Here is a 23,884-nt window from a genome sequence, read left to right as displayed (position 1 = left end):
CCGGCCAACCGCGTGCCGCGGCGATGGCGACGATGGCGGCACTGATGTCGCACAGCCGGGCATGACCGCAGCGGCAGCGCACCGGCAGGCATCTGCCGCCCAGCACCCGCGCCACGTCTTGCGACTACACTACGTCGCATCCCACTGCCCGGATCCCGCCATGCTGCTTGCGCGCCTCACTCCCCTGGTCCTGTGCGCGGCGCTCGCCGTGTGCGCCGCTCCCGCCGCCGCCCAGCGCACCGTCGCCGGCGACCTGCAGACGCAGATGTCGGCGCAGGAGTTCAAGGCCGCCGGGCTCGACAAGCTGTCCCCGCAGGAGCTGACCGCGCTGAACGACTGGCTGCAGGGCAAGGTCGCCAAGGAGACCGCGGTGGCGCTGGAGAAGGCCAAGGAGGAAGGCCGCCAGGAAGTGATCGTGAAGAACCGCGGCTTCTTCGACTTCGGCAGCCAGGAGCCGATCGAAAGCACCCTGGTCGGCGAGTTCACCGGTTTCTCCAAGGGCCGCCGCTACGTGCTGGCCAACGGCCAGGAATGGGAGCAGACCGAGGCGGCCAGCCTGGCCAGCGTGCGCCGCAACGCGCCCAAGGTGAAGATCACCCCGGGAATCATGGGCGTGTGGTACATGCAGATCGACACCTACAACACACGCGCCAAAGTCCGTCGCATCAAGTAACCGCCCGCCATGCACCTGCGCCAGCATCCGCGGCTGGGCCTGGCCGACGCCTCGCACAGCCTCGCTGACGTGCTGCGCCGGCGCTTCCGCGCCAGCGACGTCTGGTTCATCGCGCTGGCCCTGCTGGTCGGCCTGGTCGCCGGCCTGCTGACCCTGTTGCAGAGCGGCCTCGCCCACGGCGCGCAGGCCTGGCTGTTCGGCCTGGATGCCGACGCCCGGCTCAGCGCGATGCCCGAACTGAGCCTGGGCCAGTTGCTGGTGCTGCCGCTGGGCGGGCTGCTGGTCGGCCTGCTCGGCATGGCCGCGCGCGCGCGCAAGCGCCAGCTGATCGATGCGGTCGAAGCCAACGCGCTGTACGGCGGGCGCATGTCGATGCGCGACAACCTGATCGTGTCCGCGCAGACCCTGCTGTCCAACGGCTGCGGCGCCTCGGTCGGGCTGGAGGCGGCGTACACGCAGATGGGCGCGGGCAGCGGTTCGCACCTGGGGCGGATCCTGCGCCTGCGCCGCGCCGACATCCGCACCCTGGTCGGCGCCGGCGCCGGCGCCGCCATCGCCGCCGCGTTCGGCGCGCCGCTGGCCGGCGCGTTCTACGCGTTCGAGATCGTGATCGGCGCGTACTCGCCCTCGGCGCTGGCGCCGGTGGCGGTGGCCTCGCTGGGCGCGGTGTTCGTGGCCCAGGCCGCCGGCGTGCAGCCGTACCTGCTGCCGGCCTCGGCGGCGTCCGCGCTGGAAGCGCGCGACTACCTGCTGTACGCGCTGCTCGGCGCGATCTGCGCGCTGCTGGCGGTGGCGGTGATGCGCCTGGTCGGGGCGATCGAGCAGGCGGTCAACCGCAGCCCGCTGCCGCGCTGGGCGCGGCCGGTGGCCGGCGGCCTGATGCTGATCCCGCTGGCGCTGATCACCCCGCAGGTGCTCTCCTCCGGACACGGCGCGCTGCACCTGGACCTGACCAGCCCGACCTCGCTGCAATGGCTGGGCGTGCTGTTGCTGCTCAAGTGTCTGGCCTCCGGCATTTCGTTGGGTTTCGGCTTTCGCGGCGGGCTGTTCTTCGCCTCGCTGTTCATGGGCTCGCTGGTCGGCGGCCTGTTCGCCGGCCTGTTGAACCTGGGCACCGGCATGGCCCTGGTCGACGGCACCGCCGCGTCGCTGGCGGGCATGGCCGCGCTGGCCGCGGCGGTGGTCGGCGCACCGATGACGATGGCGATGCTGGTGCTCGAGGGCACCCACGATTTCGTGCTGGCCAGCGCGGTGATGGTGGCGGTGCTGGTGGCCAACACCATCGTGCGCCAGGTGTTCGGCTATTCGTTCTCGACCTGGCGCCTGCACCTGCGCGGCGAGACCATCAAGAGCGCGCGCGACGTGGGCTGGGTCAAGCACCTGAGCGCCGGACGGATGATGCGCAAGGACGTGCAGCCGCTCGCCGCCACCACCTCGGTGGCCGAGTTCCGCCACCGTTTCCCGCTCGGCTCGGGCGTGCGCGTGGTGCTGGAGGACGAGCACGGCCACTACGCCGGGCTGGTGACGCTGGCCGCGGCCTATGCCGATGGCGTGAGCGCCGACGCGGCGATCGTCGACTATGCCGGCAACCGCGACGTGGCGCTGCGCGCCGAGACCGACGTGGTCACCGCGATGCGCCAGTTCGACCTGACCCAGAGCGACGAACTGGCGGTGGTCGACGACCACGGCAAGGTACTCGGCGTGCTGACCGAGAGCTTCGTGCGCAAGCGCTACGCCGAGGAACTGGACAAGCGCCAGCGCGAGCTGATGGGCGAACGCGTCGACGATTGAGTTAGGGGCCGGGATTGGGGATTGGGGATTCGTAAAAGCGCAAAGCGTGCGATCAGGCATCCGTAGTCGCTTTTACGAATCTCCAATCCCCAATCCCGAATCACCGCACTCCAGCCACCCGCTGCGCCAGCTTCTTCGCCGAGATCCCGGGCTTGGCGCCCAGTTCCTGCGCGAACAGCGACACCCGCAATTCCTCCAGGTCCCAGCGCAGCGCCTGCCACTGCGGATCGCCGCTGCGCCCGGCCGCGGCGGCATCGGCCAGCGCGTCGACGAACGGCTTCAGTTCCAGCATCCGCGCCTGATCGCGCGTCGGATCGCGCTTGGCGCGTTCGGCACGCAGGATCATCGCGCGCAGATAACGCGGGAACTGCGCCAGTGCCGTGGCCGGGGTCTCGCGCAGGAAACCCGGATGCACCAGCGCCGCCAGCTGCGCGCGCAGGTCGTCGAGGTTGCCGCTGGCCCAGCCCATCAGCGGCGCTTCCAGCTGCGGCTTCAGTTCCGCCGCCGCGCCCATGATCGCCTCGGCCAGCTTCAGCCGCTCCATCGCCTCGCCGAACAGCTGCTTGCCTGCCGCATCGCGACGCTGGGCGAAGCTGCCTGGGTCGCGGATCGCGTCCAGGTCCTGCTCAAGCAGCGCGTTCAATGCCGCATCCACCAGGTCGCCGCGCAAGCGCTCCTGCGACTCGATCGCCGCGTACAGCAGCCCGGTCTTCGGCGACACCGGCAATTGCTTGCGCGCCTGCTTGACCTTGTCGGCCAGCGCGATCTCCAGCAAGCGGCGCACGCCGCGCGGATGCGCGGCCTCGGCCTGCGCGCGGTCGGCGAAGATGCGCAGCGCCGCGCTCTCGCCTTCGTCCACCAGCGCCGGATACGCCGGCACGCCGGCCTCGCCGGGCACCTGCAGCGGGACCGGCGCGGACGGAAACTCGCGCAATCCGACCGCGGCCATCTCGCGCCCGGCGCGCGCGGCGAAGGCCTGCCCGGCGCGATCGCCGAAACGCGCGCGCAGCGCGTCCAGGTCGCGCGACTCGGCCAGCACCTTGCCGGCCTCGTCGCGCACGCGCAGGTTCATGCGCAGGTGCGGCTCCAGGGCGCTGTCGTCGAAATCCAGCGCGGCCAGCGCCGCGCCGGTGGCGCGTTGCAGGAAGCGCGCCAGCTCGCCGCGGATGTCGTCGGCGCCGGGCTGCGGGAAGGCTTCATAGAACGCGCGGGCGAAGTCCGGCGCCGGCACGTAGTTGCGCCGCAGCGCCTTGGGCAGGCTGCGGATCAGCGCCGCCGCCTTGTCGGCGACGAAGCCCGGCGCCAGCCACGACAGCCGCGCCGGGTCCAGCGCGTTGAGCAGGTGCAGCGGCACCTCCAGGGTCACGCCGTCGTCGGCCGCGCCCGGTTCGAACCTGTAGTGCAGCGCCAGCCGCGCGTCGCCGAGCGCGAAGTACTTCGGATAGCGGTCGGCCTCGCTGCCTTCGCCGGGCAGCAGGTCGGTCAGCGTCCACTGCAGCGTGCGCCGCTGCTCCGGCGGCAACGCCTTCCACCACGCGTCCAGGCCCGCCGCCGAATGGATCTCGCCGGGAATGCGGTCCAGGTACCAGCGCGCCTGCCAGTCCTCGTCGGCGACGATACCGGCGCGGCGCAGCTTGGCCTCTTCCTCGTGCGCCTGCGCCAGCACCTTCTGGTTGTCGGCGACGAAGCTGGCGCGGGTGTTGATCTCGCCCGGCACCAGGCCCTGGCGCACGAACAGTTCATGCGCGCCGGGCGGGTCGATGCGGCCATAGTGCACCGGCTTCTTCGGCGCCAGCACCAGCCCGAACAGGCTGATCTGCTCGGAGGCCAGCACCTGCCCCTGCGCGCGCGACCAGTGCGGATCGAAATGCTTGCGCGCCAGCAGGTGCGGCAGCTCGGCGATGACCCAGTCCGGTTCGACCGCGGCATTGGTCAGGCCCCACACCTTCTGTGTGTCCAGCAGCGTGGCCGGCAGCACCCACGGCGGCGGCTTGCGCGCCAGCGTGGAGCCGGGGAACAGCAGGAAGCGGCGCTGCCGCGGCGCCAGGAAATCGCCCTTCTCGGTGCGCTGGCCGACCTGCGTCGGCAGGCCGGCGAGCAGCGCGCGATGCAAGGCCTGGTAGGCCGCGGCGCGTTCGCGCTCGCTCGCACGTGGCGCGTCGGCGGCGTCGTGCACCGGCGGCGCGGGCCTGGCATCGACCGACGGCGCTGCAGCCGGTTCGCTGCGGCCCTCGCGCGCCAGCCGCGCGGCACGGTGCAGTTGCCCGCGCGTGGCGCGCGCGCTGGTCTCGGCATCGCGCGCCGGCGGCGGCGACGCCGCACCGGCCAGCAGCGGCAACAGCGAGGCCGCCGCCGGCTCTTCGCTCCAGCCCAGTTCCTCGCACAGCAGATGCAGCTGGCGGTGCAGTTCGCGCCATTCGCGCATGCGCAGGAAGCCGAGGAAGTGGCGCCCGCACCAGTCGCGCAGCCTGGACTGGGTCAGCTCCTCGTGCGCCTGCCGGTAGCCGTCCCACAGGCGCAGGATGCCGACGAATTCCGAACGCGCATCGGCGAATTTGGCATGCGCGTTGTCGGCCGCCTCGCGCGCTTCCGGCGGGCGCTCGCGCGGGTCCTGGATGCCCAGGAACGCGGCGATCACCAGCATCGGCCGCAGGCAGCCGTGCTGCTGCGCGGCCACCAGCATCCGCGCCAGCTTCACGTCCACCGGCAGCCGCGCCATCCTGCGGCCGATCTCGGTGAGCTTGCGCAGGCCGTGGCGGTCGGCCTCGCCGACCGCGCCCAGTTCCACCAGCTGCTGCCAGCCATCGGCGACCGCGCGCTCGTCCGGCGGCTCCAGGAACGGGAAATCCTCGATCCGCCCCAGCCCCAGTTGCAGCATGCGCAGGATCACCCCCGCCAGGCTGGAACGGCGGATCTCCGGATCGGTGAATTCCGGCCGCGCCTGGAAATCGGCCTCGGCGTACAGCCGGTAGCAGATGCCTTCGGCCACGCGCCCGCAGCGGCCCTTGCGCTGGTTGGCGCTGGCCTGCGAGATCGGTTCGATGTGCAGCCGGTCCAGCTTCTGCCGCGGGCTGTAGCGCTTGACCCGCGCATAGCCGGGATCGACCACGTAGCGGATCCGCGGCACCGTCAGCGAGGTCTCGGCGACGTTGGTGGCCAGCACCAGGCGCCGCCGCGGGCCGGGATTGAACACCCGGTCCTGGTCGCTGTTGGACAGCCGCGCGTACAGCGGCAGCACCTCGGTCTCGCGGTACTTGCGCCGCTCCAGCGCCTGGTGCGCATCGCGGATCTCGCGCTCGCCGGGCAGGAACAGCAGCACGTCGCCGCGCGGGTCGAGCCGGGTGATCTCGTCCACCGCGGCCACGATCGCATCGTTGACCGTGAGGCCGGGATTGGGGATTGGGGATTGGGGATTCGCAACGGCGGATGGCCGTGAGCGTTCGGGATTCCGGGCTTCCGAATCCCCACTCTCCAATCCCGGCTCTTCCAATGGCCGGTAGCGCACTTCCACCGGATAGGTGCGGCCTTCGACGCTGATCACCGGCGCGCCGTCGAAATGCTCGGCGAAGCGCGCGGTGTCGATCGTCGCCGAGGTCACGATCACCTTCAGCTCCGGGCGCTTGCGCAGCAGCTGTTTGAGGTAGCCGAGCAGGAAATCGATGTTGAGGCTGCGCTCGTGCGCCTCGTCGACGATGATCGTGTCGTAGCTGGACAGCCAGCGGTCGCTGGCGATCTCGGCCAGCAGGATGCCGTCGGTCATGAACTTGATCCGGGTCTCCTCGCCGACCCGGTCGTTGAAGCGCACCTGGAAGCCCACCGCCCCGCCCACCGGCGTGCGCAGTTCCTCGGCCACGCGCGCGGCCACCGCGCGCGCCGCCAGGCGCCGCGGCTGGGTGCAGCCGATCATGCCGGCGGCGCCGCGGCCGGCGGCCAGGCACAGCTTCGGCAGCTGGGTGGTCTTGCCCGAGCCGGTCTCGCCGGCGATCACCACCACCTGGTGCGCGCGGATCAGCGCGACGATGCGCTCGGCCTCGCGCGCGATCGGCAACTGGTCGTCCAGGGTGATCGCCGGTGCCGCCGCCGCGCGCGCCTCGCAGCGCGCCCGCGACTGGCCCAGCGCCTGCTCGAACGCCGCCTCCAATGCGGGATTGCCGGGCGCGGCCTGCCAGCGCGACCATAGGCCCATCAGGCGGCCGCGGTCGCGGGTCAGCGCCGCGTCGATCGCGGCGCGGCGCTCGCGCAGGCGGGTGGCCAGGTGTTTTTCGATAGTGCTCATCAATCAGGGGCCGTTGAACTTTGAATAACAGCGCATGCTTTAGTCTGTCTATTGTGACGCCATATCGTTTCCAACCCCTCAAGAGGATTTCCTGATGGCCAAGAGCAAGACCCCCGGCAAGACCAAGAGCCCCGCCAAGCAGGCCGCATCCACCACGCCGCTGGCGGCGCTGGCGCCGTCCGCGCCCAACATCGATATCGGGATCAGCGGCAGCGACCGCAAGAAGATCGCCGACGGCCTGTCGCACTTCATGGCCGACGCGTTCACCCTGTACCTGAAGACCCACAACTTCCATTGGAACGTGACCGGGTCCATGTTCAACTCGCTGCACCTGATGTTCGAGACCCAGTACACCGAGCAGTGGGCGGCGCTGGACGACGTCGCCGAGCGCATCCGCGCGCTGGGCTTCAACGCGCCGGGTTCGTACAAGGAATACGCCGCGCTGACCTCGATCCCGGAAGAGCCGGGCCTGAGCGACAGCGCCGACTGGCGCGAGATGGTGCGCCAGCTGGTGGTCGGCAACGAGGCGCTTTGCCGCACCGCGCGCAAGGCGCTCAAGACCGCCGACGCCGCCGGCGACGACCCGTCGGTGGACATGCTGACCCAGCGCCTGCAGACCCACGAGAAGTACGCGTGGATGCTGCGGTCGCTGCTGCAGTAAGGGGACGACCACGCCGGCGCAGCAGGCATGGCCTCCCAGAGTTTGCGTTGCAAACTCTGGGGCCCAGCTGCGTGGCTTCCAATCCCCGCGCCTTCGGCGCGCGCCCTTACCAAGGGGGCTTGCACGCTGGGGGCTCCGCGCAAGGGGCTTCTGGGTCGCAAGCGTCCTGCATGCTGGCGGGCGAGGCGGCGGCTCCGCCTACATGGACGTTCGATGACCGCCCCGTCTGCGTATCCCTCGCTGCGTCGCCCGCTGCTGGCCATCGTGCTGGGATGCGTCGTTGGTATCGCGGCTGGCTTGGCCGCCGGCTTTCATGCGGGGTCGCAACTCGACGACTCGGGCGTGCCCACCAAGAGTGGAAATGAACTGGTCGCGGTGCTGAACGCGGTGCTGACCGCGATCAGCGACAGCATCAGTTTTCTCGTTCCCGCGCTGAACTGGTTCGCCGGGGGATGGGCCGCGTGCGTCGCCCTGGCCCTGGCAGTGGACTGCTGCCAGCCGCAGCAGCGCAGCGTGCCGAAGATGACCGCACTGGCGCTGCTGGTGCTGCTGAGCGGCCCGGGCCTGGTGGCAGTGGCGGTGTGGGCCCGCGGAGACGACGCCGACCATCCCGCGCAAGTGCTGGCGACGATCGCGCCGGCGCTGGCCTGTTCGGCGGCGCTGCTGGTCGCGTTGCCGGTGCTGGTGATCGGCCACTTCGTCGGCAGGCGCCGCGCGCGTCGGGCAATGCCTACGCACGCGGTCGCTGGCGCCTGACACCGCGGTGCGTGGTGGCGGCGCACTGCCGCGCTTGACCTACGCGGTATCCTAGGCGCATGCAATCTTCCGCCCATTCCGTACTCGGCCGCGTATTCGGCTACGACCAGTTCCGCGGTCCGCAGCAGGACATCGTCGAACACGTCGCCGCCGGCCAGGACGCGCTGGTGCTGATGCCCACCGGCGGCGGCAAGTCGCTGTGCTACCAGATCCCCTCGCTGCTGCGCGACGGCACCGGCATCGTCATCTCGCCGCTGATCGCGCTGATGCAGGACCAGGTCGAGGCGCTGCGCCAGCTCGGCGTGCGCGCCGAATACCTCAATTCCACCCTGGACGGCGAGACCGCGCAGCGGGTCGAGCGCGAGCTGCTGGCCGGCGAGCTGGACCTGCTGTACGTGGCCCCCGAACGCCTGCTGACCCCGCGCTTCCTGTCGCTGATCGAGCGCAGCCGCATCGCCCTGTTCGCGATCGACGAGGCGCACTGCGTGTCGCAATGGGGCCACGATTTCCGCCCCGAATACCGCCAGCTCACCGTGCTGCACGAGCGCTGGCCGCAGATCCCGCGCATCGCCCTGACCGCCACCGCCGATCCGCCGACCCAGCGCGAGATCGCCGAACGCCTGGACCTGACCCAGGCGCGCCACTTCGTCAGCTCCTTCGACCGCCCCAACATCCGCTACACCGTGGTGCAGAAGGACAACAGCCGCCGCCAGCTGCTGGATTTCCTGCGCGCGCACCGCGGCAGCGCCGGCATCGTCTACTGCCTGTCGCGGCGCAAGGTCGAGGAGACCGCCGAGTTCCTGGCCAAGGAAGGGCTCAACGCCCTGCCCTACCACGCCGGCCTGCCGGCCGAGGTGCGCGCCGGCAACCAGCGCCGCTTCCTGCGCGAGGACGGCGTCGTGATGTGCGCCACCATCGCCTTCGGCATGGGCATCGACAAGCCCGACGTGCGCTTCGTCGCGCATACCGACCTGCCCAAGTCGCTGGAAGGCTACTACCAGGAAACCGGCCGCGCCGGGCGCGACGGCGAAGCCGCCGAGGCCTGGCTGTGCTACGGCCTGGGCGACGTGGTGCTGCTCAAGCAGATGATCGAACAGGGCGAAGCCAGCGAGGACCGCAAGCGGGTGGAGCGGCGCAAGCTCGACCAGTTGCTGGGCTATTGCGAATCGATGCAATGCCGGCGCCAGGTGCTGCTGGCCGGCTTCGGCGAGACCTATCCGCAGCCCTGCGGCAACTGCGACAACTGCCTGACCCCGGCCGCGGCCTGGGACGCCACCGTGGCCGTGCAGAAGGCGCTGAGCTGCGTCTACCGCAGCGGCCAGCGCTTCGGCGTCGGCCACCTGATCGACATCCTGCGCGGCAGCGACGGCGAGAAGATCAAGCAATTCGGCCACGACCGGCTCAGCACCTATGGCATCGGCAAGGACCTGGACGCGCGCGCCTGGCGCGGCGTGTTCCGCCAGCTGGTCGCCACCGGGCTGCTGGAGGTGGACAGCGACGCCTACGGCGGCCTGCGCCTGACCGACGCCAGCCGCCAGGTGCTCAAGGGCGAGCGCCAGATCATGATGCGCCGCGAGGCGCCCAGCCGCGGCCGCGAACGCAGCGACCGCAGCGGCAGCCCGCGCACCGGCGTGCCGGTGCAGCCGCAGGACCTGAGCCTGTTCAACGCGCTGCGCGACCTGCGCGCCGGCCTGGCCAAGGAACAGAATGTGCCGGCGTTCGTGATCTTCCACGACAGCACCCTGCGCAACATCGCCGAACAGCGCCCGACCAGCCTGGACGAACTGGCCCATGTCGGCGGCATCGGCGGCACCAAGCTGGCGCGCTACGGCCAGCAGCTGATCGATATCGTCCTGCAACAGGGCTAGCGGAACCGCTCCGGCGACGGCCGTTTGCCGCCACGTCGCGGCCCGTGTCCGGCACCGGCAAGAAAATCCCCGGCCGCCGACAGGCCGGGTTCAACCTGGTATTGATAGCGTCGCTGCATGGTGGCGCGCAGCTGCGGCTGCCGCCACCCAGCCCTTCTTTCCTTGGCGTACGTCCGATGAAACGATCCTTCCTGCTTGCCTGCGCCCTGCTCGCCGGCCCGGCCATGGCGCAAACCCCTGCCGACAGCGGCAGCAGCGACAGCGAAGCGGCCAAGCGCGCGCTGGACCTGAGCGTGCCGCAGCAGCCGATCACCTACGGCACCGACCCGGTGTACAAGGCCGACCCGCCAGGCGCCTATTACGGCGACACCAGCGGCACCTCGGCCTCGGCGCAGAAGGCCGCGGCCACCCAGGCCCTGGCCGAGGCCGAACAGGCGCGCGCCGACCGCTGCAAGGGCGACGTGCACGGCAGCGTCTCCACCGGCTTCGGCTATTCCTCGCGCGGCGGCAACAGCAACTACCAAGCCGCCAACCTCAACCTGTGCAAGACCTACTACAACGACGACGGCAAGCCGCGCGAAGTCGGCATCAGCATCAGCGTCGGCCAGAGCGAAGGCCACGGTGGCTACGGCCGCGGCGGCTACGGCTATCCCTACGGCTGGTAGCGGCCGCCAGCGCAGGCGGCGGCGCGTTTGTGCCGGCGCCGCGCAAGCAGCCGCGGCGTGCAGGTCGTCCACGGCCGACGCCTAGGCGGCACGCTGGTCGGGCACGAGCCCGGCTCCAGCGGATGGCGCGGCCGTCGCTGCCGCGACACTCCCTCGCCTCCAGCGCCAACGGCACAGCGTGGCGACGCGCGCACGGCAGGGAACGGACCCGCGCGCGTCACGTCCGCGCCGCGCCAGGCGGCGGCTCAGAAATCCAGGCCGTAGCCCACCGTCAGCGTGCGCCCGCGCCCGGCGAAGTAGCGGTCCGGTTCGACCAGCGCGCTCTGCGAGTAGTAGGTGATGTACTGGCGATCGAGCAGGTTGGCGACGGCCAGGCGCAGTTCGCCCTGGCGCAGCCGGTAGTTCAGCGCCGCATCGACCAGCGCGTAGCCGCTGAACCGCTTTTGCGGATCGTCGAAGCTGCGGCCGAACGCGTACTGCGCCTGCACGAAGCTGGACAGCCGCGGCGTCCATTGCGACGACCAGCTGCCGACGACGCGGTTGGGCGCGATGTTCAATCCGTCCAGGTGCGCATCCAGCGTGCCGTTGCCGTCGCTGTCGTAGCGCCCGCGCGTATACGCATAGGCCAGGCCGAGGCGCTGCCGCTCGTTGAGCCGATACTTGGCGCTGGCATCCACGCCTTCGATGCGGGTCTTCTCCCGCGCCATCTGGAACGCGCCGTCCACCGCGATCACCCGGGTGCCGTAGTCCGAGCGCGACTGGAACAAGCCGACATCGACATCCCACGCCTCGCCGCGCAGGCGCGTGCCCAGTTCGACGTTGCGGGTCAGCACCGGCTGCAGCGCGCTCAGGCTGGCGACCGTGGTCCCCGGGGTGTTGATCGAGCGCAGCACGCGGCCCACGTCGGGCATGCCGAAGCCCTCGGAATAGCTGGCGAAGACGTTGAAGCGCTCGCTCGGCGCCAGCACCGCGCCGGCGTTGTAAAGCGTCTCGGCGAACGACAGGGTGCCGCCCTGCACCTGCACGCGGTTGTAGCGGGCCAGGGTCTGGTAGCTGTCGATGCGCAGCTTCGCGTCTTCGTGGCGCACGCCGCCATGCACGGTCAGCTGCGGCAGCAGCCGGTATTCGCCCTGCAGGAACGCGGCCAGGTCGCGGTATTCCGACTCGGGCACATAGGTGCGGCCGGTGCCATACAGGTCCTGCTTGCCGCTGTCCCACAGGGTGTCGAAGCCGCCGGTGAGCTTGAGCCGGCCATCGAGCAGGTCGTCCTTGCCCAGGCTGGTCTTGGAACCCCACTTGGACGCGACCGAGCGCGACTGGTCGTACAGCGTGCCGTTGGGCGCGATGCGCGGATCCTGGAAGGTGGCCGAGTTGTCGGCGCCGAACAGGCCCTCGAACTCCTGGTTGAACACCATCGCCTTCAGCTCCATGCCGGCCAGATCGTGGTGGGCATAGGACAGGCCGGTGGTCCATACGTCGTTCCACGGCGGCGTGCCTTCGGGCCGGCCGCGCACCGAGGTGGTCGGGATGCCGAGTTCGCGATCGCCGGCCACGCTCAGGTACTCGGCCTTGGACTTGATCCGGTAGCGGTTGGAACTGAACTGCAGCTCCTGCCGGTCGTCGATCCAGTAGCCCAGCTTGGCGTGCACGTCGTAGGCGCGGGTGGCCATCAGATCGCCCTGGGTCACGTCGGTGCCGATCGCGCGCCCGTCGCCGTCCAGATACAGGCCCTGGTCCTCGTAGCCGACCGCGAACAGGTAGTCGAGCTTGTCGCGGCGCCCGTCGATGCGGTAGCTGGTCCTGTAGGTCGTGGTCTCGGCATCGACGTCGGTGGTCGGCACGGTCGCCTGCACCTCGACATGCTGGTTGAGCGCGCCCGGCTGCGGGCGGCGCGTGACCAGATTGATGGTGCCGCCGGTGGCGCCCAGGCCGTTCATCGCGTTGGCGCCCTGGATCACCTCGATGCGCTCGACCATCGCGTAGTCGATCGTGTGCGCCTCGCGCCCGGTCGGGCGCAGCGGGTTGGACTGCGGGATGCCGTCGACCAGGATCAGCGGCGTGCGTCCGCGCAAGGTCTCGCCGCTGCCGTTCATCTTGCCGCGGCTCGGCGTATACGACGGCAGCAGGCTGGACAGCAGGTCCGACGAATTGCTGCTGATGGTCAGCTGCTGCGCGATCTCCTGCTGGTCGATCACCACCACCGTCTGCGGCGCGGTCTCCGCGGGCTGGTCGGTGCGCGAGGCGCTGACGACCACGGTATCCAAGGTTTGCGGGGAGGGCGACTGCGCCCGGGCGACAGTGACGGCAGCCGCCAGCGGAAGCACCGCGACGGACAGGGAACACAGCAAACGCATCAACGGATCCTTGTGACAGGGACGGCGCCAATCGCAGATGTGCCGGCGCCGTCCGATAACGAGAATGATTATTATACGCACAGGCGCACGTTCGACCGCCGTCTCGCCGCAGCGCTCGTCCATCTCCGCTTCGCGCCGCAGGCGAGTGGCGCGACCTGCATCGCGTTCGAGCGCAATCCCACCGTGCGGGCGCGGCGTGGCAAAAACCCTGCGAAGCGCGGCGCAACCGCCGCAGACTCGCTGCCCGCAGGCCTGGCCTTGCGGTGGGAGGAGCGTCCTCGCGAGCCACCGTCTACGTGCCCGGGAAGCAGCGCTCATCGGCGATTGCGGATGAAACGGCGCGTTGAACATACCGCGCATGCGGCGCGTGCGCGTCGCCGGCTCGGAAACAGCCCGACCGAGGCAGTCAGCCGAGCGGCCGCAGCAACAGCAACAGGCACAGCGCCAGCATGAACACCGCGATGCAGGCGTCCAGTACCCGCCATGCGCGGGGATTGCGGAACACCGGCTGCAGCAGCCGCGCGCCATACCCCAGGCCGCAGAACCACACCACGCTCGCCAGGCAGGCGCCGAACGCGAACGCCCAGCGCAGCGCTCCCGGATAGCGCGTGGACAGGCTGCCGAGCAGGACCATCGTATCGAGATACACGTGCGGATTGAGAAACGTGAAGCCCAGGCAGGCCAGCAGCACGCGGCGCCGGCTCGCCGGCGTCTCGCTCTGCGCCTTCAATGCGCCGGCACCGCGCCAGGCGCGTTGCGCCGCCATCAGGCCGTAGACGCCGAGGAAGGCCGCGCCGGCGTAGCGCAGCACCTGCAGCAGCGCGGGCCATTGCTGCACCAGCGCGCCGATGCCGGCGACCCCGAGCACGATCAAGGCGATATCCCCGGCTGCGCAGACCGCCACCACCAGGCCCACCTGCTGCCGCTGCAAACCCTGGCGCAGGACGAACGCATTCTGCGCGCCGATCGCGACGATCAAGCCAGCGCCGGCGATGAAGCCGGCAAGCGATGCTTCTAGCACCATGAGGATGGCCAGGACCGAGGGAGGCGCATGCTGGCCTGAAGGTCGTGATTAGCCAAGCTAAATATTCTGTACGCTATGAAGAAATGCTAATCAGGCGGCCGCATGGACCTGCTTCATCCGCAACTGTCGGCCTTCGCCGCCGTGCTCGACGAAGGCAGCTTCGAGGCGGCCGCGCGGCGGCTGTCGCTGACGCCGTCGGCGATCTCGCAACGGATCAAGGCGCTCGAGGACCGCCTCGGGCAGGTGCTGGTGGTGCGCCAGGCACCCTGCCGGCCGACGCCTGCAGGCGAAGCGCTGCTGCGCCGGGTGCGGCCGATGCAGGCGCTGGAGGCCGAGGCGATGGCCGATTTCCTGCCGAACGCGGCCGACGCCGGACCCGCGCGCAGCATCGCGATCGCGGTCAACGACGACTCGCTGCAGACCTGGTTCCTCGCCGCGCTGGCGTCGCTGCACCATGCGCACGGCTTCCTGTTCGACGTGCACGTGGACGACCAGGACCACACGCTGGAACTGCTGCGCAACGGCACCGTGCTCGGCGCCGTCACCTCCGCGAGCAAGCCGCTGCAGGGCTGCAACGTCCACCCCCTGGGCGCCATGCGTTACTACGCGATCGCCTCCCCGCAGTTCGTTGCGCGCTACCTTGCCGCAGGACTCAACGCGGCCGCGTTGGCGCAGGCGCCGATGATCGTGTTCAACCGCAAGGACGACCTGCAGGCCCGCTTCGTGCGGCGCATCACCCGCACCCGGCTTGCCCCTCCCATCCACTACCTGCCGACCTCGACCGGCTTCGTCGAGGCCGCGGCGCGCGGCCTCGGATGGTGCCTCGCCCCCGAGCAACTGGTCATGCCCGCGTTGCGGGAGAAGAAGATCGTCATCGTCGACCCGCAACGCTGGCTGGACGTGCCGCTCTATTGGCAGCACGCGGCAGTGCGCTCGAGCGTCCTGCAGCAGATCGGCCAGGCGCTGCGCGCGGCGGCGGCGGGCATGCAGGCTGCGCGGCAACGCGTGTGAGCCGGAGCGCCTAGTCGCGATCGCGGATTGATGCGGTGGCCAGACAGCCACGCTGTCCTCGCCATGCCCACGGCAGCCATGTTCGACGCCATGCCGTCACCATCATTGCCGGAGGATGTCTCAGGCATTTGCGACGAAATCGCCTGAAGAAGCGAGTCGACGCAGCGACTCGAATGGTGGGCCGTGATGGATTCGAACCATCGACCAAAAGATTAAAAGTCTTCTGCTCTACCGACTGAGCTAACGGCCCAAAACAACGCCCCGGCCTTGCGCCGGGGTGCGTAGTCTACCCCAGCCCCGGGTCAACGCGAAATCAGGCGTAGCGGGTCGGGTCGGCCACGCCGGCATCGGCGAAGCCGGCGGCGCGCAGGCGGCAGGCGTCGCAGTGGCCGCAGGCGCGGCCGTCGGCATCGGCGCGGTAGCAGGACACGGTCAGGCCGAAATCCACGCCCAGGCGCATGCCCTCGCGCACGATGTCGGCCTTGCTCATGCGCTGCAGCGGCGCGTGCACGCGCAGCCCCGCGCCTTCCACGCCGGCCTTGGTCGCCAGGTTGGCCAGGGTCTGGAAGGCGTCGATGAACTCGGGGCGGCAGTCGGGGTAGCCGGAATAGTCCACCGCGTTGACCCCGCAGAAGATGTCCGCCGCGCCCAGCACTTCGGCCCAGCCCAGCGCCACCGACAGCATGATGGTGTTGCGCGCCGGCACGTAGGTCACCGGGATGCCCTCGCCGCCCGCGTCCGGCACGTCGATGTCGTCGGTCAACGCGGAGCCGCCGATGCTGCGCAGGTCGACGTTGACGGTCTTGTGCGCCACCGCACCGAGCGCGGCCGCCACGCGCGTGGCCGCATCCAGCTCGGAGGTATGCCGCTGCCCATAGCTGACACTCAGCGCATGCACGGCATAGCCCTGCTCGCGGGCGATGGCGACGACGACGGCGGAATCCATGCCACCGGAGAGTAGGACGACGGCGTTTTTCATTGGGGTGCTGGGAATGGGGAATGGAGAAACGGGAATGGGTAGAGCGTAACAGCCGCACTGGACATGGAAGATCGCCGGTTTTCGAGAAGCAGAAGCTAATCAACCAACGAGACGCCTGCAGTGCAGCGCTTCGCCGATTCCCGTTTCTCCATTGCCGATTCCCAGCTGCGCTCCCGCGCAGCTAACGGCCCGGCTCGTCGTTCCACAGCAGCTTGTGCAGCTGCATCTGGAAGCGCACCGGCAGGCGGTCGGCGACGATCCAGTCGGCCAGCTCGCGCGGCGCCAGTTCGCTCTTGCTCGGCGAGAACCAGACGGTGCAGCGATCGTGCAGGCGGTGCTCGGCGACGATCGCGCGCGCCCAGTCGTAGTCGGCGCGGCTGCACAGCACGAACTTGATCTGGTCGCGCGCACTCAGCAGCGGCAGGTTTTCCCAGCGATTGCGCGCCGCTTCCTGCGATGCGGGAGTCTTGATGTCGAGCACCCGCGACACGCGCGGGTCCACTTCGGCGATGTCCAGCGCGCCGGAGGTTTCCAGCGATACGTCGTAGCCGGCGTCGCACAGTTGCTCGAGCAGGCGCAGGCAGCGCTTCTGCGCCAGCGGCTCGCCGCCGGTCACGCAGACGTGGCGCACGCCGTGGCGCGCCACTTCGGCCAGGATCGCATCGATGTCCCACCACTGCCCGCCGTGGAAGGCGTAGGCGGTGTCGCAGTAGCTGCAGCGCAGCGGACAGCCGGTCAGGCGCACGAACACGGTCGGCCAGCCGGCGCTGTCGGCCTCGCCCTGCAGCGACAGGAAGATCTCCGTCAGCTTCAGGCGCGACAGCGGGCTTTGGACGATATCGCTGGGAACGGCGGCCATGGCGGGAAAGTATGCCCCCGCGACGATGGCGGCAGCGTTCGGGGGCTCAGCGCAGTTGCTGGCCGATGCGGATCGACTGCAGGCGGTCCTGCGCGGTGCGCGCGGCATCCGATCCCGGATACTGGGTGATCACCTGCTGCAGGGTCTGCTCGGCGTCCTGGGTGCGGCCTTCGCCGTACTGGGACAGGCCCAGCTTGAGCAGGGCGCCGGAGGCCTTGTCGTGGGTCGGGTAGCGGCCGATCAGGTCGCGGAACTGCGCCTCGGCCAGCGGGAAATTCTTGGTGGCGTAATAGCTCTCGCCCAGCCAATACAAGGCATTGGGGGCATAGACGCCGTTCGGGTACAGCTCGAGAAAGCTCTGGAACAGATTCGCCGAGTCGGCGTACTTGCCGGCCTTCAGCGCATCGAAGGCGACGTTGTAGCTGGTGCGCTCGTCGCCGCTGGCGGCGAGCGTGCCGGCATCGCCATGCACCGACGGCGGCCGTTCGGACACGGCAGCAGCGGGCTTGGCAGCGGGTGCGGACGCGGCGGGTGCGGCAGCGCCAGCCGGCGGCAACGGCGGCGTGGCGCCACCCTCGATCCGGTTCAGGCGGCCGTCCAGGTCCAGGTACTGGTCCTTGGCGCGCTGCTTGAGTTGTTCGTTGTCGTGCTGCAACTGCTCGATCGTGGCCTGCATCGACTGCATCTGCGTCCGCAGCTGGTTGAGCTGGTTCAGCATGTCGGTGTTGGCCTGGGTATTCATCGCCTGCTGCTCGAGCGCGGACACGCGATCGGCCAGGCTTGCGCGCTGCGCATGAGCCGGCGCGGCGGCCACCAGGGCCGCCGCGACGATCATCGATGTGAGGACACCGATACGCATCTATTACTGCGCCGTGTAGACGATCTCGACGCGACGGTTCTGCGACCAGCAGGACTCGTTCGACTCGGTGCACACCGGACGCTCTTCGCCGTAGCTGACCACGGTCAGCTGCGCAGCCGAACCGCCGGCAGCCTGCAGCGCCGAAGACACGGCGTTGCCACGACGCTCGCCCAGGCCCATGTTGTACTCGCGCGAACCGCGCTCGTCGGCATTGCCCTGCAGGGTGATGCGCGAGGACGGACGGTCACGCAGGTACTTGGCGTGGCAGGCCATGATCGCCTGGAACTCCGGCTTCAGCGAGTCCTGGTCCAGATCGAAGTAGACCACGCGCTGGCGCAGGCAGGCATCGGTGTCCAGATCGCCCGGGCCATACAGGCCGGAGGTCGACGGGCCGGTCGGGGTGGTGGAACCGGTGGTGCCGGTGGTGTCGGTCTGGGGAACTTCCTTGACCTTCTTGGAGCAGCCGGCCAGAGCTGCAACGGACAACAGCGAAACAAGCAGAACGCGGGTGGTCTTGTTCATGGGGATACCTATATGGCTCCTGAGCCGAAAGGGGGTTCAACGCAGCGAAATATTAACATCAAACTTACGTGTCAACGCGCGGTCCGATACGGCGACCACGACGGCTCGCGCACGTCGCCATCTGCCAGGACCAGGCGCTGGCGGACGCGGGCATCGGCCGAGACCGCGTAAAGCACCCCTCGCCCGCCTTCGCGGGCGGCGTACAGGACCATGCTGGCGTTCGGGGCGAAGCTCGGCGACTCGTCCAGCGACCCCGTAGACAATGTGCTCCAGCGCGGCGAACCCAGGCTGCGGTCCATCATCGCGATCTTGTAGGTGTTGCCGCTGCCCTGGGCGACGGCGATCTTGTTGCCGTCGAAGGACACGCTGGCGGTGGCGTTGTAGTTGCCCTGGAAGGTGACCCGGCTGGCGCTGCCGCCGGTGGACGCCACCTGGTAGATCTGCGGGCGGCCGCCGCGATCGGAGGTGAAGTAGATGGTGCTGCCGTCCGGCGCCCAGGTCGGCTCGGTGTCGATGCCGAAGTGGTTGGTCAGCTGGGTCAGCTGCTTGCTGCCCAGGTCCATCACGTAGATCTCCGGGTTGCCGCTGCGCGACAGGGCCAGGGCCAGCCTGCGGCCGTCCGGCGAGAACGAGGGCGCGCCGTTGATGCCGCGGAAGCTGGACACCAGCTGACGGGCGCCGGTGGCGATGTCCTGGATGTAGATCGAGGAGTTGCCGCGTTCGAAGCTCACGTAGGCCAGCTTCTTGCCGTCCGGGCTCCAGTTCGGCGACAGCAGCGGTTCGGCCGAGCGCACGATGGTCTGCGGGTTGTAGCCGTCGGAGTCGGCGACCATCAGCGCATAGCGCATGGCGCCGCCCTTGCCGCTGGCGGTGACGTAGGCGATGCGGGTCCAGAACGCGCCGCGCACGCCGGTGATCTTCTCGTAGATCGCATCGGCCATCTGGTGCGCCACGTCGCGCATCGCGCTGGCGCGCGCGGTCATCGCCAGGCCGAGCATGCGCTCGCCCTTGGCCACGTCGAACAGTTCGTACTCGACTCGGTAGGTGCCCTCGCCGGCATCCATCACCCGGCCGGCGACCAGGTAATCCTGTTTCAGCGCGCGCCAGGTGGCGTACTGCACTTCGCTGCCGCGGGTCGGGCGCTCGACGATCTGCGCCTCGGGCAGGTTGCGGAACTGGCCGGAACGGTCCAGGTCGGCGCGGACCACCGCGGACACGTCGGTGGACGGTGCGGCGGCCGAACCCTGGTAGGGCATCGGCACGACGGTGATCGGGGTCGCCGACGCGTTGCCGCCGACGATGTCGATTTCCAGACCCTTGTCCTGCGCGGACGCGGCCAGGGGGAGCAACAGGGCAGTCAGGACGGCAAGCCAGCGCGGCAGTTTCTTCATGGGTCGCTCAGCGGTACTCGGGAAGGCGCAAGAGATAGCAATGCGCGGGTGAACGTATTCGCAATCATGAACCACCGACATGTGAAGCCGATGGCAGGAAGCCCGGATTATCGCCTATCGCACCGCCGCCCGGGGCGTTCGCCGGGCCTCTTCAGGCCGGGAAGCAAGCTTTTGGACCCTGGACAGGGAGCGTGCGCATCCCCAATCCCGAATCCCCAATCCCCAATCCCGGCCTCTCAGCGATCCTGCGCAGTAAAGTTGAAGGTCAGGTCGCGCGCGAACACCGATTCGAAGCCCCGGTACGGCAGTGGCTGCGCCCGCAGCACCGCGGCCTCGATCGAGCGCCGGCCCGCTTCGTCGTAGGGACAGTCGGGGCTGACCTTGGCCTCGATCACCTGCCCGCCGACGATCTGCTTGATCGCGATCTTGCACTTCTGCCCCAGCGGCACCGAGTCCGGGCGCACCCACTGGCTCAGCACCGCCTGCTGGATCGCCGCGGCGTACTTGGCCGACAGGTCGGTGTTGGTGCCGTTCTGTCCGGGCGCGGCCTGCGGCGTGGTCGCGGCGGTGGCAGACGCCTGCTTGGCGCGCACGTCGGCCAGCTGGCGCAGCTTCTGCTCGGCCAGCTTGGCCTCGCGGTCGGCCTGCTCGCGCTGCTTGCGGATGTCGGCGATCTTCTTCTGCCGCTCCTCTTCCTGCTGCGCGGCGAGGCGCTGCTTCTGCTCGGCCTCCTGCTGGCGCTTCTGCTCGGTCAGGTCGATCTGCTCCTGGCGGCGCTTGGCTTCCTGCTCCTGCTTCTCCTTTTCCTGCGAGATGGCGGTGCGGCTGGCGCGGTCCTGGTCGGTCTTGTCCGGCACCGGGATGAAGTCCTGCGCCTTCTGCTGCTGCGGGGTCGGCGCCTGCTGCGGCTTGGGCACGGGCACCGGTTGCGGCGGCGGCACCGTGTCGTCCTCGGCGACCTCCTTGACCGGCTCGGGCAGCGGTTCGGGCAAGGGCTTGGGCGCGTCCTGCACCGCCTTCTGCGCCGAACGCACGTCGGCGGCCGACACCACCAGCGAGGCCTCGACCATCGGCGAACCGGCGGCCGGTTCCACCTGGCGCACCGGCGACCACCACCAGGCGAGGAAGAACAGCAGCCCGAGCAGCACGTGCACGGCCAGCGCGAGGAGCACACCGACGATCAGGCCCTGGTTGCTGTCCTGTTCGCGGGGCGGTCGGGAATCGGCTTCAGCGTGCATTGGTACCGGGCTGGCTCATCAGGCCCACCTTGGGAACGCCGGCCTGCTGCAGCATGACCATGGTGTCCATGACCAGCTGGTAGTTGGAACTGCCGGGCGCGGCGACGAACACCGGCACGTCCTTGTTCTGGCTGACGAAGGCCTGCATCTTCGCCTTCAGCTCGGGCGCGCCGATCTTCTCCGGCTTGCCGTCCTGCAGGGTCAGCGTGTAGCGGCCCTCGGCGTCGACGCTGACGATCACCGGGTCCTTCTTGCTCTCCACCGAACGCGCGGTGGAATCGGGCAGATCCACGTCCACGCTCAGGCTGAGCAGCGGCGCGGTGACCATGAAGATGATCAGCAGCACCAGCATCACGTCGATGTACGGCACGACGTTGATCTCGGACTTGAGCTTGCGGCGCTTGCGGCGGGAAATGGCGGCAGTCATGCGGGAATCCTGGGGTCTGGGACGGAGCGCGCGGCGGCGCTCAGTCGCCGCTGGCCTGGCGCTGCAGGATGGAGCTGAACTCTTCGGAGAAGGTCTCGAAGCGCACGGCCATCCGCTCGACCCGGGTGGTGAAGCGGTTGTACGCCCACACCGCCGGGATCGCCACGAACAGGCCGATGGCGGTGGCGAACAGCGCCTCGGAAATGCCCGGCGCGACCGCGGCGATGCCCGCCTGCTGGCCGCTGTTGAGCATGTCGTGCATGGTCACCATGATGCCGAACACGGTGCCGACCAGGCCGACGTACGGCGCGGTGGAACCGATGTTGGCGAGCAGTTCCAGGTTGCGCTCCAGACGGTCCACTTCGCGCGCGTAGGTCGCGCGCATCGCCCGCTGCGCGCCTTCCAGCTGGATCCGCGCGTCGAGCTTGCGCTTGTCGCGCAGACGGGTGAACTCGCGGAAGCCGGCTTCGAAGATCGCCTCCAGGCCGCCGACCACGCGGTTGCGGTCGGCCGCACCGGCGTAGAGCTTGGTCAGGTCGGTGCCGGACCAGAAGCGGTTCTCGAAGTCGTCCGCCTCGCGGTTGGCCTGCTTGAACACCCGCGCCTTGCGGAAAATGATCACCCAGCTGATCAGCGAGCCGAGCAGCAGCAGCAGCACGATCACCTTGACCGGCAGGCTGGCCTTGATCAGCAGATCCAGGTAGTTGATGCCGCCATGCGCGGCGGTGCTGGCGACGGCCTGCGCGGCGGTCTGGGTCACGTCCTGCGGTAGCGCCTCCGCCACCGTGTCCTGCAGGGCCAGGAGCAATGCGATCATCCGTCGTTCCTCAGTAATGCTGCTTCAGTGATTTCGAGAGCTTTCAACATGTCGTACAGCGCGTCGTCCATGCCGCGCGGGCGGAAACTGCCGGTATCCAGCGCCGCCGCCTTCACCTGCGCGCGCAACAGCAACTCGCCATCGCGGTGGATGGTCTGCGCGAACAGCAGGCTGGCGCGCTTGCATTGCGACAGCGCGACGCCGACCTGCAAGGTATCGTCCAGGTGGGCCGGGCGCAGGAAGTCGAGTTGCATCGCGCGCACCGCGAACACCAGACCGTGCTGCAGGCGCAGGCGCTCCTGTCCGTAACCCAGCGCGCGCAGCCACTCCGTGCGCGCCCGCTCCAGAAAGGCGACGTAGCGCGCATGGTAGACCACGCCACCGGCGTCGGTATCTTCCCAGTAGATGCGTGTCGGCCAACTGAATAGCTGCCGGGAATCGGGAATCGGGAATCGGGAATCGGAAGTCAAGAGCGGTGCTCCCGTCCGTAATTGGGTAGGCACGGCATGCTAGAACAGCCCCTCCGATTCTCCATTCCCGATTCCCGATTCCCGCATCTTGGGCTTCAGGCCCAAGTGCAGATAGGCCTTGTTGGTCGCCATGCGCCCGCGCGCGGTGCGGATCAGGTAGCCCTGCTGGATCAGGTAGGGCTCGATCACGTCTTCCAGGGTGCCGCGTTCTTCCGACAGCGAGGCGGCCAACGACTCGACCCCGACCGGGCCACCGTCGAAGTAGTCGATGATGGTGCGCAGCAGGCGCCGATCCAGGTCGTCGAAGCCTTCCGGGTCGACCCCGAGCATCTGCATCGCCGCCTGCGCGACCTGCAGGTCGATCAGCCCGCCGGCGCGGACCTGGGCGAAATCGCGGACCCGCCGCAGCAGCCGGTTGGCGATGCGCGGGGTGCCGCGCGCGCGCCGCGCGATCTCCGCGCAGCCGTCGGCGTCGCAGGCGATGCCGAGGATGGCGGCGGAACGGCGCACGATCTTGCCCAGTTCTTCCGGGGTATAGAACGCCAGCCGCTGCACGATGCCGAAGCGGTCGCGCAGCGGCGCGGTCAGCAGGCCGGCACGGGTGGTGGCGCCGATCAGGGTGAACGGCGGCAGGTCGATCTTGATCGAGCGCGCGGCCGGGCCCTCGCCGATCATGATGTCGATCTGGAAGTCTTCCATCGCCGGATACAGCACTTCCTCGACCACCGGCGACAGGCGGTGGATCTCGTCCACGAACAGCACGTCGTGCGGCTGCAGGTTGGTCAGCAGCGCCGCCAGGTCGCCGGCCTTCTCGATCACCGGGCCGGAGGTCGCGCGCAGGTTGACCCCCAGCTCGTTGGCGATGACATGGCTGAGCGTGGTCTTGCCCAGGCCCGGCGGGCCGAAGATCAGCACATGGTCCATCGCCTCGCCGCGCGCCTTGGCCGCTTCGATATAGATCGACAGCTGCTCGCGCACCGGCTGCTGGCCGAGGTAGTCGGCCAGCCGCTTGGGACGGATGCTGGCCTCGACCGCGTCGTCTTCGCGGGTGGCGCTGCTGGCGATGAGGCGCGGCTCCATCAGCGGGACTCGGGACTCGGGACTCGGGACTCGGCAAACGTTCCCGCCATCGGGCGGATCATCGGCGAACGGACGGTGGCGCAGGCGCGGGTCGGCATCCGGCTATTGTAGGCAACTGGCAGGCGAACTGCCGCTTTTCCGAGTCCCGAGTCCCGAAACCCGA

At 69.4% G+C, this 23,884-nt stretch carries 20 protein-coding genes and 1 tRNA gene; 7 read left to right on the top strand and 14 right to left on the bottom strand.

The window, feature by feature from the left end; genetic code table 11:
• Positions 1–160 precede the first annotated feature (160 nt).
• Entirely contained in the window at positions 161–673 is a 513-nt protein-coding gene (locus NRY95_06400) for a hypothetical protein (GenBank protein UYC17583.1), read from the top strand.
• 9 nt (positions 674–682) lie between these two features.
• Complete coding sequence (locus tag NRY95_06395) at positions 683–2,464, top strand: chloride channel protein (protein UYC17582.1); 1,782 nt, start codon at positions 683–685, stop codon at positions 2,462–2,464.
• 100 nt (positions 2,465–2,564) lie between these two features.
• On the opposite strand, the gene hrpA is transcribed toward NRY95_06395, so the two are convergent.
• Complete coding sequence (hrpA, locus tag NRY95_06390) at positions 2,565–6,740, bottom strand: ATP-dependent RNA helicase HrpA (GenBank protein ID UYC17581.1); 4,176 nt, start codon at positions 6,738–6,740, stop codon at positions 2,565–2,567.
• A 94-nt stretch (positions 6,741–6,834) separates the two neighbouring features.
• Between hrpA and NRY95_06385 the strand changes: the two genes are divergently transcribed.
• The 4 genes from NRY95_06385 to NRY95_06370 all read left to right on the top strand — a co-directional run bounded on the left by NRY95_06385 (position 6,835) and on the right by NRY95_06370 (position 10,690).
• Positions 6,835–7,401 carry a DNA starvation/stationary phase protection protein gene (locus tag NRY95_06385; protein ID UYC17580.1) on the top strand — a complete coding sequence of 189 codons (567 nt, stop codon included), beginning with the start codon at positions 6,835–6,837 and terminating at the stop codon, positions 7,399–7,401.
• 213 nt (positions 7,402–7,614) lie between these two features.
• Positions 7,615–8,157, top strand: a complete 543-nt coding sequence (locus NRY95_06380) for a hypothetical protein (protein ID UYC17579.1) — start codon at positions 7,615–7,617, stop codon at positions 8,155–8,157.
• 59 nt (positions 8,158–8,216) lie between these two features.
• Complete coding sequence (recQ, locus tag NRY95_06375) at positions 8,217–10,025, top strand: DNA helicase RecQ (GenBank protein UYC17578.1); 1,809 nt, start codon at positions 8,217–8,219, stop codon at positions 10,023–10,025.
• Between the two features lie 176 nt (positions 10,026–10,201).
• Entirely contained in the window at positions 10,202–10,690 is a 489-nt protein-coding gene (locus tag NRY95_06370; protein ID UYC17577.1) for a hypothetical protein, read from the top strand.
• Positions 10,691–10,935: 245 nt separating this feature from the next.
• On the opposite strand, the gene NRY95_06365 is transcribed toward NRY95_06370, so the two are convergent.
• Both NRY95_06365 and NRY95_06360 read right to left on the bottom strand, forming a co-directional pair.
• Complete coding sequence (locus NRY95_06365) at positions 10,936–12,945, bottom strand: TonB-dependent receptor (GenBank protein ID UYC18523.1); 2,010 nt, start codon at positions 12,943–12,945, stop codon at positions 10,936–10,938.
• 505 nt (positions 12,946–13,450) lie between these two features.
• Positions 13,451–14,068: a LysE/ArgO family amino acid transporter gene (locus NRY95_06360; protein UYC17576.1), complete on the bottom strand. Its 618-nt coding sequence runs from the start codon at positions 14,066–14,068 to the stop codon at positions 13,451–13,453.
• A 102-nt stretch (positions 14,069–14,170) separates the two neighbouring features.
• Between NRY95_06360 and NRY95_06355 the strand changes: the two genes are divergently transcribed.
• Entirely contained in the window at positions 14,171–15,079 is a 909-nt protein-coding gene (locus tag NRY95_06355; GenBank protein ID UYC17575.1) for a LysR family transcriptional regulator ArgP, read from the top strand.
• A 174-nt stretch (positions 15,080–15,253) separates the two neighbouring features.
• Here the strand turns inward: NRY95_06355 and NRY95_06350 are convergent.
• The 11 genes from NRY95_06350 to ruvB all read right to left on the bottom strand — a co-directional run bounded on the left by NRY95_06350 (position 15,254) and on the right by ruvB (position 23,721).
• Positions 15,254–15,329 (bottom strand) — tRNA-Lys (locus NRY95_06350).
• Positions 15,330–15,392: 63 nt separating this feature from the next.
• Positions 15,393–16,058 carry a 7-cyano-7-deazaguanine synthase QueC gene (gene queC / locus NRY95_06345; GenBank protein ID UYC17574.1) on the bottom strand — a complete coding sequence of 222 codons (666 nt, stop codon included), beginning with the start codon at positions 16,056–16,058 and terminating at the stop codon, positions 15,393–15,395.
• 181 nt (positions 16,059–16,239) lie between these two features.
• Positions 16,240–16,917: a 7-carboxy-7-deazaguanine synthase QueE gene (gene queE, locus NRY95_06340; protein UYC17573.1), complete on the bottom strand. Its 678-nt coding sequence runs from the start codon at positions 16,915–16,917 to the stop codon at positions 16,240–16,242.
• Between the two features lie 46 nt (positions 16,918–16,963).
• Positions 16,964–17,776 (bottom strand): tol-pal system protein YbgF, encoded by an 813-nt coding sequence (ybgF, locus tag NRY95_06335; GenBank protein ID UYC17572.1) that lies wholly within the window; start codon positions 17,774–17,776, stop codon positions 16,964–16,966.
• 3 nt (positions 17,777–17,779) lie between these two features.
• The gene (pal, locus tag NRY95_06330; protein UYC17571.1) at positions 17,780–18,298 is read right to left on the bottom strand and encodes a peptidoglycan-associated lipoprotein Pal; all 519 of its coding nucleotides are present in this window, start codon (positions 18,296–18,298) and stop codon (positions 17,780–17,782) included.
• A 71-nt stretch (positions 18,299–18,369) separates the two neighbouring features.
• Positions 18,370–19,689, bottom strand: coding sequence for a Tol-Pal system beta propeller repeat protein TolB (tolB, locus tag NRY95_06325; GenBank protein ID UYC17570.1), 1,320 nt, complete (start codon positions 19,687–19,689; stop codon positions 18,370–18,372).
• Between the two features lie 236 nt (positions 19,690–19,925).
• Positions 19,926–20,927 carry a cell envelope integrity protein TolA gene (gene tolA / locus NRY95_06320; GenBank protein UYC17569.1) on the bottom strand — a complete coding sequence of 334 codons (1,002 nt, stop codon included), beginning with the start codon at positions 20,925–20,927 and terminating at the stop codon, positions 19,926–19,928.
• A complete protein-coding gene (tolR, locus tag NRY95_06315) occupies positions 20,917–21,354 on the bottom strand; it encodes a protein TolR (GenBank protein UYC17568.1) in 438 nt (145 codons plus the stop codon). Before tolR ends, tolA begins: the two co-directional genes overlap by 11 nt.
• A gap of 40 nt (positions 21,355–21,394) precedes the next feature.
• The gene (tolQ, locus tag NRY95_06310) at positions 21,395–22,171 is read right to left on the bottom strand and encodes a protein TolQ (GenBank protein ID UYC17567.1); all 777 of its coding nucleotides are present in this window, start codon (positions 22,169–22,171) and stop codon (positions 21,395–21,397) included.
• Positions 22,168–22,641, bottom strand: a complete 474-nt coding sequence (gene ybgC, locus NRY95_06305; protein ID UYC18522.1) for a tol-pal system-associated acyl-CoA thioesterase — start codon at positions 22,639–22,641, stop codon at positions 22,168–22,170. The genes tolQ and ybgC overlap by 4 nt, the downstream gene beginning before the upstream one ends.
• A 39-nt stretch (positions 22,642–22,680) precedes the next feature.
• Complete coding sequence (gene ruvB / locus NRY95_06300; protein ID UYC17566.1) at positions 22,681–23,721, bottom strand: Holliday junction branch migration DNA helicase RuvB; 1,041 nt, start codon at positions 23,719–23,721, stop codon at positions 22,681–22,683.
• Between the last annotated feature and the right edge of the window lie 163 nt (positions 23,722–23,884).

The organism is Xanthomonas campestris pv. phormiicola (assembly GCA_025666215.1).
Classification (GTDB): Bacteria; Pseudomonadota; Gammaproteobacteria; order Xanthomonadales; family Xanthomonadaceae; genus Xanthomonas_A; species Xanthomonas_A campestris_A.
This window is presented reverse-complemented; position numbering and strand designations above follow the sequence as displayed.